Source organism: Christiangramia sp. 3-2217-3z, assembly GCF_051195275.1.
Classification (GTDB): Bacteria; Bacteroidota; Bacteroidia; order Flavobacteriales; family Flavobacteriaceae; genus Christiangramia; species Christiangramia marina.
The window spans coordinates 77,515-94,351 of the sequence record NZ_JBNJLI010000006.1; the positions used below are offsets into that span (position 1 = coordinate 77,515).

Consider the following 16,837-nt stretch of genomic DNA (forward strand, 5'->3'; position numbering starts at 1 on the left):
TTGAAAAATGCGCTTTGGCGAGTATTTAAGAAATTTAAGGGAACAGCGTAATTGGCTATTGCGGGAAGTTGCCGCAAAGACAGATATGGACACCGCACTATTAAGCAAAATAGAGCGCGGCCATCGCAATGCCCATAAGGAACAAGTTTCCGCTTTCGCGAAAGTATTCGATGTAAATGAACAAGAATTAGTTAAACAATGGATGGCAGATCAAATCGCCCAGATGCTATACGACCAAGAAAATCCAAACGAAATTTTAAAAGTAGCCGAAGAGCAAATACAATACATTAAAAAGACACCATCAAAAAAATGAAACTATACAACCACATAAAAGACCTACTCGCAACCGTTCCCATATACAGTAAGGAAGGCAAACTGTTTAAAAACGTAATTGTAGAAGATGGTTTAAAACTCGATCCTACACTACTCAAACTTTTGTTGAATGATGAGCGCAGTAAAAAGCACTTTTTTCAAGATGTAGATGGAGTATCGGTTTTTGACAAAACCAAATTCCAAAAATTCATTTCAAATAAAGAATTTCTACCAGACAGCTTTACAGCCTTTTCACAAAACATAGGGCTAACTGCAAATGGCAAGTTCCTAACTGAAGCCAACGAAGTGGTACTGGACTTTCCCTATAAGGATTGTGTGCTGGAAGGTGGCCAGACCAAGGAAGACCAGAAACGCAAGGAAATTTTCTGGAACGAGACCCTGGCACCAGATGAGATAGACAGGCTCTTTGATCCCAAGGCATTAACCAACATAAAACACTACGACAAGGACGGTACTCACGATGTAAAAGAGATTAAGGACACAGACAACCTAATTTTTAAAGGCAACAACCTACTCGCGTTACATAGTTTAAAGAAAAAATACCGTGGCAAGGTCAAGTTGATCTATATCGATCCGCCTTATAATACGGGTAATGATGGGTTTGATTATAATGATAACTTCAATCATTCGACGTGGTTGACTTTTATGAAAAACCGTTTAGAAGTCGCTAAAAGTTTACTTTCTCAAGATGGCACTATTGCGATTTCGATTGATCACAATGAGATTGCCTATATGATGGTATTGCTCGATGCTATATTTGGTTTAGAAAATCGGAAAAACATAATTACTGTTAAACGTGGTTCGGTTACAGGTGCCAAAGTTATAAATGCAGGAGTTGTTAATCTTTCAGAATACGTTGTCTTGTATTCTAAAAATTCGAAAGATTGGAACCCTAATAGGGTGTATATGTCTAAAGACTGGGACAGAAGATATAGCACATTCATTCTAAATTATGAAGAAGGAATTGAAAAATGGGAATTTTCAACAGTTTTAGAAGAATTTGCCAATCAAACAGGTGTTAAAAAAAGTAGATTGAAAAAGCATTTTGAAGAAGAATATGAAGCAAAACTTGAACAATTTGTTTATGATAATATCGAGAAAATCATACGTCTTGCTGCTTTAGATGAAAATGCCATTAGTAAGGATGCACTTGAGCTAAAATTAAAATCAAAAGATGCGTCGGATACTGTCCTAATTATGGAGCGTGATAATAAACGAAATTATCATATGATTAATGGTCAACTTATTTTATTTGCTGAAGACAGACTTTCTAACATAGATGGGAAAGACACTTTTTCTCAACCTGCTACGGATATATGGGATGATGTTTTGCCAAATGACCTACACAACGAAGGTGGTGTAACATTGAAAAAAGGAAAAAAACCTGAAAAACTCATTTCAAGAATTATTGAGTTATGCACGGATGAAAAGGAACTGGTTTTAGACTTTTTTGCTGGTAGTGGTACTACTGGAGCAGTAAGTTTAAAATTGAATAGACAATTTATTATTTGTGAACAACTTGAATACACTGATGCCTTGCCGATCCAAAGACTTAAAAATACAGTTGAAGGTGAACAATCGGGCATCTCAAAAGCCGTCAACTGGCAAGGTGGCGGTAGCTTTGTCTATGCAGAACTTGCAAAAAACAACCAGAACTATATAGACCGCATACAGGCGGCAGATAGTGACAAAGAGTTACGTGAGCTATACAAAGAACTTACCGATAGCCATCTTATAAGCTATAAAGTTTCCCCAGAAGATCTCAAAGAAAATAATAATGAGTTTGCAGGATTAACCCGTGATGACCAAAAACGATTTCTCATCAAGTTGCTCGACAAGAATGAACTGTATATCAACTATAGTGAAATGCGGGATGAATGCTATGTGTTAGATAAGGATAAAAGCAAGGCTGAAAATATATTTGCCATAAACGATAAATTCTATTCATAAATACCATTTTGTAAAGCCCAACCAAAAGGTCACACCATTTTGCTGAAGTCAGCAATATGGTATAGAAGAAAAAAACAATGAGCGAGACAGCAACATTATACGACGGTTTACAGGCAGCTTTTAAATACGGGGTGCCAGTACCAGATGTACCAGACTACATAAAGGATAATCTTAATCCTAAATTCCCGCTACGTCCCTATCAGGAAAAGGCATTTGGGATGTTTATACATTATTCAGAACGGTTTCCAGAACGTGCACAGCCTACACAATTATTGTTTCATATGGCAACAGGAAGCGGTAAGACATTGATTATGGCAGGTGCAATGTTGCACCTGTACCATTTGGGTTACCGCAATTTTATCTTTTTTGTGCATAGCAAGGCCATTATAGAAAAGACCAGGGACAACTTTTTAAATCCATTATCTTCTAAATATCTTTTTAATGATAAGCTCAATTATCGTGGTCAGGAACTCAACATTGTAGAAGTAGATAATTTTGAAAGCGCCAATACAGACGATCTTAATATTGTGTTCAGCACGACAAATAAGCTGCACAGCGTATTGAATACACCACGAGAAAACGCGCTGACCTACCAGGATTTTGAAGATAAGAAAATAGTCCTGTTAAGTGATGAAGCGCATCACATCAATGCCGAAACAAAAAAAGGTAAGCTCAACAAGACCGAACAAGAAGACATATCAAGTTGGGAACAAACGGTAGATAGAATTTTCAAGGCAAATCCTGAAAACTACCTATTAGATTTTACTGCCACGGCAGACCTTAAAAACCCTTTGATTGCCGCAAAGTACAGGGACAAATTGCTTTTTGATTATCCGCTGAAGGAATTCAGGCACGATCAATATTCTAAAGAAGTAAAAGTTCTACAGGCGTCACTAAAACCTTTTGACAGGGCGTTACAGGCAGTATTACTTAATCAATACCGTTACAAGATATTTCAGGATCCAAAGCATCAATTACAAATAAAGCCAGTCATTTTATTTAAGTCAAAAACAATACCTGCAAGTCAGAAGTTTTATCAGGAGTTTATAGATGGCATCGCAAACTTAAAAGTGCAGGATCTGGAACACATTAGGCAGGTCAATAAAGATAATGTAATGTCAAGGATGTTTAAAAGCTTTCGCGAAAGCGGTATCACCCTTGCAAATCTGTTAGAAGAACTTAAAGTGGACTTTTCAAAACATAAATGCATTGCTGTAGATAGCAAGAACGATAGCGAAGAAAAGCAGCTTATCATAAACAGTCTGGAAGATACCGATAATGAATACCGCGCCATTTTTGCGGTTGATAAATTAAATGAAGGTTGGGACGTACTTAATCTATTTGACATCGTGCGATTATATAATACACGAGATGCAAGAAATGATAAACCTGGAAAGGGAACTGTACAAGAAGCGCAATTGATAGGCCGCGGCGCGCGGTACTGCCCTTTTGTTATTGATGAGAACCAAGAGCGTTTTAAACGCAAATATGATGAAGATACAGATAAAGAGATACGGCTTTGTGAAGAGTTGTATTACCACAGTGCTCATAATCCGGACTACATTAGAGAATTAAACCTCGCTCTTATTGAAATTGGTATGAAAGACAAGGAAACGACACAAATACAACTTACCCTTAAGGATAGCTTTATTGACAGCCCGTTTTACAAAAGTGGGTTGTTGTTTCTTAATGAACGAATTAAAAATGACAATAAAGACAATACACAATTAAGTAAAACAGTACGTGAAAATGTAGTATTGATAAACTTGCCAAGCGAGATTGTTTCAGAAAGCCTTGCTTTTGGAGATGAGCAAGAGAAGGTGATAGAAGACAAAAAGCCGCAGACTTTCAGTTTGCTTTCATTTGGTAAGCCTGTGTTGCGCAAGGCGATGAGTAAACTGCCGTTTTTTCGTTTTAGCAACCTGCAATTCTATTTTCCGTCATTGACGACGATTGAGACATTTATCACATCGCCTGATTTTCTCGGCAATATACAAGTACAATTATCGGGTACGCCAGAACAACTGAAAAATGTAAGTCAGAGTGATAAGTTGATGGCAACGTTAAAGGTGTTGGAAAACGTGCAAGCTGCAATACTTACGGGTTCTCATAAATTTATAGGAACAAAACTATTCCGGCCACAAGCGGTGAAGGTAAAGTATGAAAACAAGCCTAAAAAGATGAACATTACCGTAAATGAAGGCGATGCCGAATATGGCAATCCCCAAAGTCAAGCAAAAAAATCAGAATTGGTAATTGATCTTTCCAAAGCAGAGTGGTATGCGTTCACAGAAAATTATGGTACATCACAAGAAAAGTATTTAGTAAAATACATCGAGCAAGCCTACACGTCACTTTCATCAACCTATGATGAAATTTATCTGTTGCGAAATCAAAAGCATTTCACACTATACACCTTTACTGAAGGGCAGGCAATGGAGCCAGATTTTGTGCTGTTCTTGAGCAGCAAGAAAAATAAAAAGAAGTTTACCTATCAAATATTTATAGAACCAAAAGGTGGCGACAGAATAACAAATGAAGATAGCCGGATTAAAGAACAGTTTCTAATGGAGTTGGCAAATTTGTATTCCATTGAAACAGTCTTTGAGAACAAGGAGTTTAAACTGCTGGGCACACCATTGTACAATGAACAGGTTACACGGACAAAGTTTGAGAAACATTTAAAGGACGAGAATATTCTTTCATAAATATATAAAAAGGAGTTAATAGAATAACAATTTATGATTACAGTACTGACCCCAGATGTGGAGTATTATCATTACGAAAAAAATGGAAATGTAGCTAAACAGTTTTTTTCAGGGGCAACGAGTTTCCCAAACTGTATGTTGGAAAGTGAAGTGCCATTTATTTTTAATTCAAATGGAAATAGAATATTGGTATCCACTGATAAAAAACTTAAAGTTCCAGCTGGGGTTGAATATGTATTATAGCGTCCAAGAAGCCAACCGGAAAAGACTTTACTCGTTCAGAACTTCCAATTACACGATGGATAAAGCATCCTTCCATAACTATAAAAAATCCGTCAGAGGTAAAAGAATCGTGGTTTGGAAATTTTCATTTTATAAAAGAAGATTTAGAGAAAAATATAGATGGTCTAAGACCACCCCAACTCGGTGCCTTATACTCGATATTATCGCATATTCAAAACCAGAGCGACAAAGGCATTGTTGTTATGCCAACAGGAACAGGTAAAACAGAAACAATGATTTCGGCATTAATTGCAAATCAATGCGAAAAGTTACTTATATCAGTTCCATCCGATGCGTTAAGAGAACAGCTATTTAAAAAGTTTTTTACGCTTGGATTGCTTAAAGATTTTAATATAGTTGCCACAACTGCATTGAATCCAATTGTAGGATTGATTACGAAAAAGTTTAAGAGCGAGGACGAACTTCAAAAATTTCTTTCAAAGGTAAATGTAGTTGTTACTACAATGAGCATTCTGTCGGGTTCTGAACAAGCCCAGAAGGCAGTAATGAGTGATGTTTTTTCTCATTACTTCATTGATGAAGCGCATCATTCGGAAGCTAAAACCTGGCGAGATTTTATTGATTTATTCGATAAAAATAAAGTGTTTCTATTTACTGCTACACCTTTCAGAAATGACCAGAAGAAGCTCGATGGAAAGTTCATATTTGAATTCTCTTTAAAAGCGGCACAGGAACAGGGCTATTACAAAAAAATTGTATTTAAACCAATAAGGGAATATAATATTGAAAGCGCCGATAAGGCAATTGCAGAAAAAGCAATTTCTGTTTTAAGAGAAGATTTGTTGAAAAATTTAAACCACGCATTACTTGCAAGATGCAAAACGAAAAATAGAGCAAAAGAGGTTTTTAAATTTTATTCCTCACATTCTGATTTATCCCCAGTATTGGTATATACAGGAATTGCGGGACTGAAACAGAAAATAGAGAATATAAAACTTTTAAAGCATAGAGTAATTGTTTGTGTTGATATGCTTGGCGAAGGGTTTGATTTACCAGAATTGAAAATTGCAGCCATCCACGATGACCGACAAAGTATTCCAATTATGCTTCAATTTATTGGAAGATTTACACGAACATCTGGAAATAATATTGGGGACGCAACATTCATTACGAATACAGCTTATCCACCTATACAGCAAGAACTTGATGAACTTTATGCTAAAGGAAGTGATTGGAATGCTTTACTTCCTAAAATAAGTGAAGGAGCAACCAAAAGTCAACTTGATATTCAAGCATTTTTAGGAGGTTTTAAGAATCTGGAAGAATCTGAAATACCTTTTGAGTCAATTAGTCCAGCTTTGAGTGCCGTAGTTTATAAGGTTACCTGTGAACGATGGAGTCCAAATAATTGGAAAGAAGGTGTTGCAAATATTGAATCTTATGAGCATCAATTTAGTGATGTAAACGATAACGAGAAAACTTTAGTGGTCATTTTAGGTAAAACTGGAAGGACAGATTGGGGAACTTTTGATTCAGTCAAAAATTTGCAATGGGAATTATTAGTAGTCCATTGGGATAAGAGGAAAGAAAGTAACCTGGCATACATTCATACATCATTCAAATCTTTAAAAAGTGAAAAGTTGATAAACGCAATTTTCAATGAGCCAAATTCAATTATAAACGGAATGAATGTTTTTAGAGTTTTTCACGATGTTAAACGATTGAGGCTTTATAATTTTGGTGGTCGTAAAGGAATTGGTCAAGATATTAGCTATCAATCTTTTTTTGGTAAAAATGTAGAAGATGGAATAAAACAATTGGAACAAGGAACATTAAAGAAAAACAATGCTTTTGGTACTGGACATACTTCAGGGGAGCAGGTTTCCATAGGTTGCTCTGTAAAAGGTAAAGTTTGGGCATATCTTCGAGGTAATTTAAAAGAATTGAATGATTGGTGTGAAAATTTAGGAAGTATCCTTATCAATGACACTATTAATCCAAACATTTTTTTAAAGAACACTATCATCCCATCAGTTATTACAAGTCGTCCAATAAACACACTTCCGATAGCCGTAGATTGGAACGCTGAAATTTATAAGCATCCAGAACACCGATATTCATTTAAAACAAAAAATAATCAGAAAACTTACGACCTTTCCAATTCTGAATTGAATATAATAGATACGAACGTTGAAAATCCAATTAAATTTTCTTGGGATTGTGATGACTTAAGTATAGAATTCGAGGTTATTTTAGGCACAAAAATAATTGATGGAGTTTCAGTATCAAATTGTAAAATAGTGAAACTTGGTAACGCTAATGCAACTGTGAGTTATGGCAGTAAAGTTGAGAAAATCGAAGAATTTTTAAATGAATTTCATCCAATAATCTTTTTTGCAGACGGATCACAACTTGAATTAAATTATTATTTCAAACCAAAAGACCCAGTTGAAAATTTTGATAAGGAATTATTGCAGAGTTGGAATTGGGATGGCGTGTCTTTGAATAAGGAATCGATGGGTATTGCACCCTACATTCAAGATTCTATACAATATCAATTCATTCAAAAGATTAAGGATGATTACGATATAATTTATGACGACGACGGTTCAGGCGAAATTGCCGACGTGGTGGCCATAAATAAATCAGAAGGAAAAATAGATATACATCTATTTCATTTAAAATATGCAAAAGGTGGTAAAGTAGGTAATAACATTGACAATTTTTATCAAGTCTGTGGTCAAGCCCAGAAATCCTTAAACTGGAAATATAGGGAAGGAAAAGAATTGTTTGTCCACCTCTTTAAGCGAATAGTTAAAAAAGAAAAAGATAAAGAATGCTCAAGACTGATAAAAGGCACAGAAGAAGAGCTTGAATTACTACTCACAGCTGTTAAATGGAATCTTGATACAAAGTTCCACATATACATAGTTCAGCCATCCTTATCTAAAGAAAACGCATCAGATAGTATTTTGTCACTGTTAGCGGTAACAAGTCATTATCTGGCAACTGTAGGGGATGTAAATTTGCAGGTTATTACAAGTTAAGAAGTAATATTATACTTAACAAAAGCAAAATTAGCACTAAACTAAATGAAGAAGGATAAAAATTTAAAACCCAGTGATGAGCTAAGCGATTTTATTCTTTACACCGCTCCAAATGGTGACGTAAAGATAGAAATCTATGTGCAAAATGAAACCGTATGGTTGACGCAACAGAAAATAGCAGAACTATTTGGAGTAGATAGATCTGTGGTTACTAAACACCTTAAGAATATTTATTCTGAAGGAGAATTAGAAAAAACGGCAACTAGTGCAAAATATGCACAAGTTCAAAAAGAAGGTAACAGAGAGGTAAAGCGAAATATTGAATTTTACAACTTAGACGCCATTATTTCAGTAGGCTATCGGGTAAACTCCACCAAAGCTACACAATTCCGTATTTGGGCTACCAAAACTTTAAAAGAATACATCATAAAAGGTTTCGCCCTGGACGATGAACGCTTAAAGCAAGGAAAAGCGGTTTTCGGTAAAGATTATTTTAAGGAGTTATTAGAGCGGGTACGTTCTATTCGCACCAGCGAACGCAGAATCTACCAACAGATCACTGATATTTTTGCCGAGTGCAGTATCGATTACGACCCAAAATCGCCTGTAACCCGAAATTTTTATGCTACCGTGCAAAATAAATTTCATTACGCCATTACCGGCAAAACAGCCGCGGAGATCATTTACTTAAAAGCAGACAGCTCTAAACCAAAAATGGGTTTGACAACCTATAAAAATGCACCGGAAGGCAGGGTATTAAAGTCTGATACGGCCATTGCAAAAAATTACTTAGAAGAAAAAGAAATCAAGCAATTGGAACGTACCGTAACCGGTTATTTTGATTATATAGAAGGTTTGATTGAACGAGAAAACACCTTCACGATGGAAGGTCTGGCGGCAAGTGTCAATAAGTTTCTCGAATTTAATGAATATAAAGTTTTAAGTGGACTGGGAAAAAGATCAAAAAAGCAAGCTGATAAGAAAGCTTATTCAGAATACGATAAGTTCAACAAAACTCAAAATATAGAATCCGATTTTGATAAGATGGTAAAGGGGATAAAAAAAGAAAAATGAGTTTGCAAAAAGCAATTGTCAAGAAATGTTTAACAGTTCAAAAAGATTAGACGAACTTATTTTGTATATCAATACTTTACAAATTTGTATATTTAAAGCAAATAAATAATGTGCGTACGCAAATTAACATTGCAAAAAAATTCCCAAAGCACTTATTTTGGGATATGGATGCCAGTAGATTATCGGTTAAAGAAGATAAGGCTCTTATCATCCCCAGGGCTCTATTTGCCACAACGCAAGCTACGTTTGAAAGGGATATTCAACGTTTAGAAGAAATCTATTCAAAAAAGGAGATTGTCAGTATTCTTAAAAACACCAAAGAGCGTATAAGTAATGAGGTTTGCATTTTAGTAACTAAACGTTACAACGCAAAACCCTTTCTACGTTACTCATTATGAAAGCCGTAAGTCCGGTACTTTATCAAACCATAAAAGAGTTACAGAGCTTAAAAAGTTTACAATTAAAAATGATGTCAAAAACGGATATGAACGAAACAATGATTTTTCAAGCTGAAAACGGAGCTTTGGAAATCCGATCTGATATTGATCATAAGACCGTTTGGGCCACGCAGGATGATTTGTCTTTTTTATACGGCAAGGATCAGTCGGTTATTTCACGCCATATTCGGAATATTCTCAAGGATAAGGAAGTCGATAAAAAAAGCAATATGCAAAAAATGCATATTCCTAATTCTGATAAAAGGGTTAATTTTTACTCTTTAGATATTATTTTAGCTGTGGGTTACCGAACCAATTCCGCTAGGGCGATTCAGTTTCGAAAATGGGCTAATGAAATTTTGAAACAGCATATTGAAAAGGGATTTACAATCAATCAAAACCAACTAGAAAAAAACAAAATCCAATTTTTGCATACCTTAGAGAATTTAAAAATTCTCTCTCAAAATAATACACAACTCGAAATTCCGGATGTTTTATCGCTTATCCAAAATTTTTCAGATACTTGGTTCTCATTAGATCAGTTTGATAAAAATGAGTTTCCTAAAAAAGGGACTAAAGAAGAAATTCAGCTTAGCGCCAATGATTTACAGTTGGATTTGGGGCAATTAAAAATAGACCTTATTAAAAAAGGAGAAGCCACCGAGCTTTTTGCACAAGAAAAGTCTAAAGGAAATTTAGAAGGCATTGTAGGTACTGTTTTTCAAACAGTTTTTGGAGAAGATGCTTATCCTACAATAGAAGAAAAAGCTGCGCACTTAATTTATTTTGTGGTCAAGAACCATCCGTTTAATGATGGCAACAAACGCAGCGGGGCTTTTGCCTTTATATGGCTGCTACAAAAGGCTGGAGTTAATTTCACAAAAAACATATCTCCGGAAACCTTGACAACCCTAACGCTGTTAATTGCGCAATCAGACCCAAAAGAAAAAGATAAAATGATTGGGGTTGTATTACTGCTTTTAAATTCAGATCAAAAATCACCTTTTTCAGAATGAGAAGTAGTATGAATTTCCGTGTATGTTATTTCTTTTCATAAGTTTTTTTCCCCTTCCATTTGCTTATACTGTACCACTCCTGTACCGCACTTACCCCCTAACCCCCCCGTAAACAAAGGAAAATTACATATTGCATCGGAAAATAAACACCCTTTTATTAGAGCATTATAAACTCTTCTCAAGAGGTAGTTGGTATCTTCAATTCAATAGGATAATTCTTTACACTTTTTTAATTTACAATATCTAAGCTGAAGTTATTGATTGGCCCAATAACAATTGCCAAAAGTAGAAAATTGTTATCGCTAACTTTTCTGCTAATTTATTGTAGCTCGCTATTTTACGTATAATAGAATTGATTCAATATTTCAGGTTTCAAATATGTGGACCTGTTTTTCAAGTTCACTGCAAGACTTACCGAATCCAAATCTTTCAAAGTATTTATCTTATGACCTTCGAATAACTTAGATAAACGAACCAGCAAGAATTCCCAATGAAATCAATATACTCTATCAGCTTTCTAGCTTCCGATATTTCCAAAATTTTATTATACCGAATATCGATGTGATCCTTTTCGAAATTATAAGCATCCAACAGGTATTCACACTGTACATTTCAGTTAAACTTACGAGTCCATCGACTCGCTATTTCTGCAATTTACTGGAAGTACTAATCCTTTCTTTTGAGCCGAATTGGACCTTTTGCTTCTGAAGGTAAATCCTGAATAAGGACTCCATTTTGCAACGTGATTAATTTATTCTCTTTAACCAGTTCATCAGCAACTATACGCACCATGTCCATTCCATCTCTCAATTCTCATCAAAATATATTCTGGCAATTTCTGAAGGACAGAAACTGGAATCATTTGATTTCCTCTGATCCGAAATTTCCTCAATTAAACCTTTAATTTCTAAATGTTCATCTTTCAAAATTTAGTTTTTGAATGTTTTAAATACGTGAAATAATTCAAGGTAGAATTGACTTACAAATACCTTCGGCAAATTTTATTACTTTTGATCACTTCAATATCTCCAATTTGAAGCTAATATTGTAATTTTAGAACCAGCTTTTATTTTGCAAACCATTTTTTTCCAAAGATTATGAATATTTTCTATTTCGTTATCGGAGTGGTAATTGTTTTAGTGACCATTTACGATATGATCTATACAATCCTATCCCCTAGAGGTTCGGCGCTATTAGCCGATAGAATATCGAGATGGTTTTGGAGATTTGCATTAAAGGTTTCCGGTAAAAATGGCAGGAACAAGCTTCTAGAATATATTGGTCCGTTAATATTGTTGGGTGTCGTTCTAACCTGGATCATAATCTTATGGCTTGGAAATACTTTAATTGTCTATTCAGATCCACAAGCCTTGTGGTCCTCTCAAGATAGTGCATACGTAACTGGTTTTTATAATAAGCTCTATTTTGCAGCTTATGTACTTTCATCTATGGGTAACGGTGACTACACTCCGGCTTCTGACTGGTGGTTGTTCTTTACAGGTTTTATTTCCTATACTGGAGTGGTATTCATCAGCTTAGGGATTTCCTTCTTAATTCCGGTAGTGGAAGGAATTACTTTAAAAAGAAAGTTGAGTATGCAAATTCATAATCTGGGCGAAACACCAGAAAGAATAATTTCCAATTATAATAGTAATAATTTTGAGCAATTATCTTCAGCATTAAGCGATCTGGAAGCGCCCTTATTAAAAGTGGCCCAAAGTCATTTAGCTTACCCAGTAATTCATTATTTCCATTCAGTAAATATTAATGAATCCTTACCGGTTCAATTAGCTACTCTTGATGAAACCTTATCCATCCTGCTTTATCAGGTCGAAGAAGACAATTTTGAGGATAGGCTGAGTATGGAAAGAACCTATAAATCCCTGACATATTACTTATCTACCTTAGCTTCTGCCTTTATACATCCCGGAGATGATGAGCCTGAGCATCCTAATACTGATTATTTACAAGATTTAAAAAAATCTGATCAGGCGATCGATGACTCAGCAAATCGCAAACTTGCTGCTAGAAGGAAACTATTACTAGCATATCTTCAAAATGATGGGTGGGAATGGGATGTCATAGAAAAAAAAGAAAAAGTTACGATCAAAGAAAGAATTTAGATCAACTGCTATCTAATAAATTTCTGACAATCGTAAATAACTATTCGCCATCTGTTTCTGTATTTTCTGCAGCTTGTAATTCTTCTCGAGTATTTATATTCCGTAAAATCGCTGTATTCTCGAGTGCGTTTAGATTTAATATGACATGGGGTTGCTTTGAAACAAAATCCTGCATTTTTAATTCATCTGCCAAAATAGCTTTCTCTACTTTTTCTATTACTGATTTTGGGTAGCAGGCTAAAAGGGGAGAAATTCGCTCCGAATGTGTGGCCACAGTTATTTTTTCAGGTTCGGCTACAGTCATCAAACTCTGTATTCCTTCTTTGTTAATGGAAGGCATATCGCAAGCCAGCAATAAAACCATTGGAGCCTTAGAATATTCAAGTGCAGCATATAATCCGCCCATAGGTCCTTTCTTCGGAATAATATCGGTATACAAAGGTTTACCGAATTTCAAATATTCCTTGTTATTACTAATTATATTGGTTTTCAGGTTTAATTGATCGAGAAGCTTTATGATATGCAAGATCATGGGAGTTCCTTTAAAATTAAGCAGACCTTTGTCTGTTCCCATTCTTCTGCTTTCCCCTCCCGCAAGTATAAAAACTTCGATCGCTTCTTTTTCTATCACTTCAATTGATTTCAGGAAATAAAAATAAGCTAATTTTGAAAAGACAAACCTGATTTGAAAATCTAGATGTATTGTAATTAAGCAGAAATTTAGATAGTAAACTACATCTTGAAATCTAGAAAGTTTAGATCGTTTCTTATTCCGTATCAATCATAAATTACCACAAAACCTTAAAAGCACCTTAAAAGTTTTATTTCGGGTAATATTCTTATCCATAATTAAAAACATTAGGCTTAACTTTAAATGGTTGTTTGAATAGTCAGCAGCCAATAAAATTACATTAAAATGAAAATTAGGATTCGAGGAAATTCGGTGAGATATAGATTGACGAAAAATGAAGTGGAACACTTATGCAGAAAAGGATCTATCGAAGAAACCACAAATTTTCCAAACCTGGATTTCGCTTATGAAGTGAAAGTTGCAACAACTGAGCAGTTGAATATTGATTTTGTGAATAATAAGATCTCTTTGCAAATTTCTGATGTTCTTCTGAAAGATTGGGATACTAACAATCGGGTAGGATTTTCTCATTCTGTCATCACTTCTAAAGGCAAATCTATAGATGTCCTTCTCGAGAAAGATTTTACCTGCCTGGAAGATCGTGGTGAGGACGAATCTAATAATTACCCTAACCCAAAAACTCTTGCGCTCTAGATGAAAAAGAAAATCGAAAGAAACGTAAATCATAGAGGACCCGTTAAGTTTCAGGAACTTGAATTTAAAGATCCCGTTACCCATGCTGCAGGAAAACTGGGGATTAGAGAAACCGTAAAGCATACCTTTAAAGAAATGGGTGTTGTAGATTCCATGCGAGCTCTATTCACTATTAATCAGCAGGATGGTTTTGACTGCCCTAGCTGTGCCTGGCCCGATCCTGAACATCCTTCCAAAATTGGAGAATATTGCGAGAATGGAGCAAAAGCCCTGGCAGATGAAGCTACGCATAGTCATATTGATGCCGCTTTCTTTCAGAAATATTCAGTGGAAGAACTTTCAGAGTTAAGTGATTTTCAGCTAAATAAATTCGGGCGACTTATAGAACCACTGGTCTTACGCGAGGGCAGCATTCATTACGAAAGCATTTCCTGGCAGGATGCCTTTGAATTAATTTCAGAAGAATTACGCAGTCTGGATTCTCCAAACGAAGCTATATTCTATACATCCGGTCGTTCCAGCAATGAAGCTGCTTTTTTATACGGAATGTTTGTTCGCGCTTATGGAACCAACAACATGCCAGATTGCAGTAATATGTGCCATGAATCCAGCGGAGTCGCCCTTGACGAAACCCTGGGGATTGGAAAAGGAAGTACCAAACTTGAAGACTTTTATGAAGCTGAAGTGGTGATCATTGCCGGGCAAAATCCTGGCACCAATCATCCAAGAATGCTATCTGCACTTGAAAAATGTAAAGAAAACGGTGGCTATATTATTGCGATAAATCCATTAGAAGAAACCGGTCTGGTTAATTTTAAAAATCCCAAAAATATCAAGGGTTTACTTGGCAGTGGTGAAGATATTGCCGACTTACATTTAGCAGTCAATATTAACCAGGATATTCCATTGGTGAAATTGATTCTTAAACGTCTAGCGGAAAAAGATGCTTTAGACCATACAGTTTTTGACCATGAGTTTCTTGAAGAATACACACAGGGATATTCAGAATTGATAGACGATCTAAAATCCTTCAATGAAGAAGAATTGCTGGCTTTAACGGGAGTTTCTAATGAAAAAATAAATCAAGCCGTAGAGGTACTTGCCAAGAAGACCAAAATTATTGTCTGTTGGGCCATGGGACTTACTCAGCATAAAAACGGGGTGGAAACCATCCGGGAATACGTGAACTTATTGCTTCTGAAAGGAGCTATAGGCAAGGAAAATGCGGGTACCTGTCCCGTACGCGGGCATAGTAATGTGCAGGGAGATCGAAGCGTGGGAATCATGCACTTTGTAGATAAAGATCTTAATGAGCGTATTAAAAAGCATATGAATTTTGATCCGCCTACCGAAAAAGGTATTGATGTGGTTGAATCCATGGAGGCGATGCACGAAGGCAAAGCGAGTGTATTTTTCGCTTTAGGAGGAAACTTTTTAATGGCCGCTTCAGATACCGATTATACTGCGCAGGCACTCCATAACTGTAAATTGACAGTCCAAATTAGTACTAAGCTAAACCGCTCGCACTTAGTAACGGGTAATAAAGCATTGATCTTACCTACTTTCGGCAGGTCTGAAAAAGATGAGAAAAATGGAAATCTTCGTTTCCTGACAATGGAAAGTAGTATGGGACGAATCCGGCAATCCAAAGGTGTTTTAAAACCTGCTTCCAGCGATATTATGAGCGAGCCTGAAATTATCGGGAATCTAGGCCATACATTTTTCAATGGAAATCACCCCGTAGACTGGATAGCAATGGGAGAAGATTACGAATTAATACGCGAGAAAATCGATCTGGTAGCAAAAGGATTTGAGGAGACCAGTGAACGATCTAAAGGTTTTGGATATTACCTTCCTAACAATGCGCGGCACAGAGATTTTAGTATGTTGCCTAATGGTAAAGCACAGATCACTTTGAATAAACTTCCAGACCACCAGTTACAGGAAGATGAATTAATGTTGATGACCATTAGAAGTCACGACCAGTTTAATACCACTATTTATGGCTTAGACGATAGGTATCGCGGAGTTTATAACGAACGTCGGGTAATCTTTATGAATCAGGAAGATATGGAGAAGCGCGGTTTAAAGAAATTTGAGATCGTTAATTTAAGTAGCACCTATGATGGCAAGAAAAGAATGGCGTACAAATTTAAAGTATTGCCTTATAACATTCCGGCCGGCAACACTGCTGCCTATTACCCTGAAACCAATCCGCTGGTGCCTTACAACCATTTTGCAGAGCGTAGTAATACACCCATTAGCAAGTCGGTAAAGATTCGGATTGAAAAGGAAACTTAATTAAGTAGACGATCTTCAATGTGATAAAAAAATCTTCTCTGTAGAACTAACTTAGGTATCAGAAGCTAATTGGAATAAGTTGTTTAGTTGAAAACAGGAATAAAATCATAATCTTCATAGAGGCATAAGCCTGACTTTTGATGAGAATTAATCATATACTTCGGAAGTAAAAAATAAAATAGATAGATATTTCCGAAGTGACAGTGCTTCTATAGTTTCTTAAAATTGAACTATTTTAGAGTTACAACCAACTGTTCCAGATGCCTGCTATTTTTTCTGGCAACTAAAAGTTTACATATCTCTAAGGCTATTAAAATTAA

Annotated in this window: 13 protein-coding genes; 11 read left to right on the top strand and 2 right to left on the bottom strand. The window is 35.8% G+C overall.

Translation table 11 applies throughout. The features are described 5' to 3' along the window. Positions 1 to 7 precede the first annotated feature (7 nt). From ACSHZO_RS11565 to rhuM, 8 genes are all read left to right on the top strand, one after another. Complete coding sequence (locus tag ACSHZO_RS11565; RefSeq protein ID WP_298247347.1) at positions 8 to 313, top strand: helix-turn-helix domain-containing protein; 306 nt, start codon at positions 8 to 10, stop codon at positions 311 to 313. Beyond that, on the top strand, positions 310 to 2,283 hold the full coding sequence (locus tag ACSHZO_RS11570; RefSeq protein WP_298247348.1) for a DNA methyltransferase: 1,974 nt from the start codon (positions 310 to 312) through the stop codon (positions 2,281 to 2,283). Before ACSHZO_RS11565 ends, ACSHZO_RS11570 begins: the two co-directional genes overlap by 4 nt. Before the next feature lie 77 nt (positions 2,284 to 2,360). Next, positions 2,361 to 4,991, top strand: a complete 2,631-nt coding sequence (locus ACSHZO_RS11575) for a DEAD/DEAH box helicase family protein (protein WP_298247349.1) — start codon at positions 2,361 to 2,363, stop codon at positions 4,989 to 4,991. 33 nt (positions 4,992 to 5,024) lie between these two features. Then, positions 5,025 to 5,234 (top strand): hypothetical protein, encoded by a 210-nt coding sequence (locus ACSHZO_RS11580; RefSeq protein WP_298247350.1) that lies wholly within the window; start codon positions 5,025 to 5,027, stop codon positions 5,232 to 5,234. Between the two features lie 155 nt (positions 5,235 to 5,389). Continuing rightward, positions 5,390 to 8,281 carry a DEAD/DEAH box helicase gene (locus ACSHZO_RS11585; RefSeq protein WP_298247505.1) on the top strand — a complete coding sequence of 964 codons (2,892 nt, stop codon included), beginning with the start codon at positions 5,390 to 5,392 and terminating at the stop codon, positions 8,279 to 8,281. 45 nt (positions 8,282 to 8,326) lie between these two features. Further along, on the top strand, positions 8,327 to 9,355 hold the full coding sequence (locus ACSHZO_RS11590) for a virulence RhuM family protein (RefSeq protein ID WP_298247351.1): 1,029 nt from the start codon (positions 8,327 to 8,329) through the stop codon (positions 9,353 to 9,355). A gap of 110 nt (positions 9,356 to 9,465) precedes the next feature. Next, positions 9,466 to 9,753: a DUF6922 domain-containing protein gene (locus tag ACSHZO_RS11595; RefSeq protein WP_298247352.1), complete on the top strand. Its 288-nt coding sequence runs from the start codon at positions 9,466 to 9,468 to the stop codon at positions 9,751 to 9,753. Further along, entirely contained in the window at positions 9,750 to 10,808 is a 1,059-nt protein-coding gene (gene rhuM / locus ACSHZO_RS11600; RefSeq protein ID WP_298247353.1) for a virulence protein RhuM/Fic/DOC family protein, read from the top strand. Before ACSHZO_RS11595 ends, rhuM begins: the two co-directional genes overlap by 4 nt. Before the next feature lie 666 nt (positions 10,809 to 11,474). Here rhuM and ACSHZO_RS11605 read toward each other — a convergent pair. Next, positions 11,475 to 11,618 (bottom strand): DUF3253 domain-containing protein, encoded by a 144-nt coding sequence (locus ACSHZO_RS11605; RefSeq protein ID WP_298247354.1) that lies wholly within the window; start codon positions 11,616 to 11,618, stop codon positions 11,475 to 11,477. 287 nt (positions 11,619 to 11,905) lie between these two features. Here ACSHZO_RS11605 and ACSHZO_RS11610 point away from each other — a divergent pair, with 287 nt between their 5' ends. Beyond that, entirely contained in the window at positions 11,906 to 12,931 is a 1,026-nt protein-coding gene (locus ACSHZO_RS11610) for a potassium channel family protein (protein ID WP_298247355.1), read from the top strand. 40 nt (positions 12,932 to 12,971) lie between these two features. Here ACSHZO_RS11610 and mobA read toward each other — a convergent pair whose 3' ends face one another. Next, complete coding sequence (gene mobA / locus ACSHZO_RS11615) at positions 12,972 to 13,562, bottom strand: molybdenum cofactor guanylyltransferase (protein WP_298247356.1); 591 nt, start codon at positions 13,560 to 13,562, stop codon at positions 12,972 to 12,974. Positions 13,563 to 13,847: 285 nt separating this feature from the next. Between mobA and ACSHZO_RS11620 the strand changes: the two genes are divergently transcribed. Both ACSHZO_RS11620 and ACSHZO_RS11625 read left to right on the top strand, forming a co-directional pair. Then, a complete protein-coding gene (locus tag ACSHZO_RS11620) occupies positions 13,848 to 14,216 on the top strand; it encodes a DUF7009 family protein (protein WP_298247357.1) in 369 nt (122 codons plus the stop codon). Further along, entirely contained in the window at positions 14,217 to 16,517 is a 2,301-nt protein-coding gene (locus ACSHZO_RS11625) for an FdhF/YdeP family oxidoreductase (protein ID WP_298247358.1), read from the top strand. Positions 16,518 to 16,837 lie beyond the last annotated feature (320 nt).

Coding starts and splice junctions, on each gene's coding strand:
- ACSHZO_RS11565 (WP_298247347.1), top strand. CDS start 8: ATGCGCTTTGGCGAGTATTTAAGAAATTTAAGGGAACAGCGTAATTGG.
- ACSHZO_RS11570 (WP_298247348.1), top strand. CDS start 310: ATGAAACTATACAACCACATAAAAGACCTACTCGCAACCGTTCCCATA.
- ACSHZO_RS11575 (WP_298247349.1), top strand. CDS start 2,361: ATGAGCGAGACAGCAACATTATACGACGGTTTACAGGCAGCTTTTAAA.
- ACSHZO_RS11580 (WP_298247350.1), top strand. CDS start 5,025: ATGATTACAGTACTGACCCCAGATGTGGAGTATTATCATTACGAAAAA.
- ACSHZO_RS11590 (WP_298247351.1), top strand. CDS start 8,327: ATGAAGAAGGATAAAAATTTAAAACCCAGTGATGAGCTAAGCGATTTT.
- rhuM (WP_298247353.1), top strand. CDS start 9,750: ATGAAAGCCGTAAGTCCGGTACTTTATCAAACCATAAAAGAGTTACAG.
- ACSHZO_RS11610 (WP_298247355.1), top strand. CDS start 11,906: ATGAATATTTTCTATTTCGTTATCGGAGTGGTAATTGTTTTAGTGACC.
- ACSHZO_RS11620 (WP_298247357.1), top strand. CDS start 13,848: ATGAAAATTAGGATTCGAGGAAATTCGGTGAGATATAGATTGACGAAA.
- ACSHZO_RS11625 (WP_298247358.1), top strand. CDS start 14,217: ATGAAAAAGAAAATCGAAAGAAACGTAAATCATAGAGGACCCGTTAAG.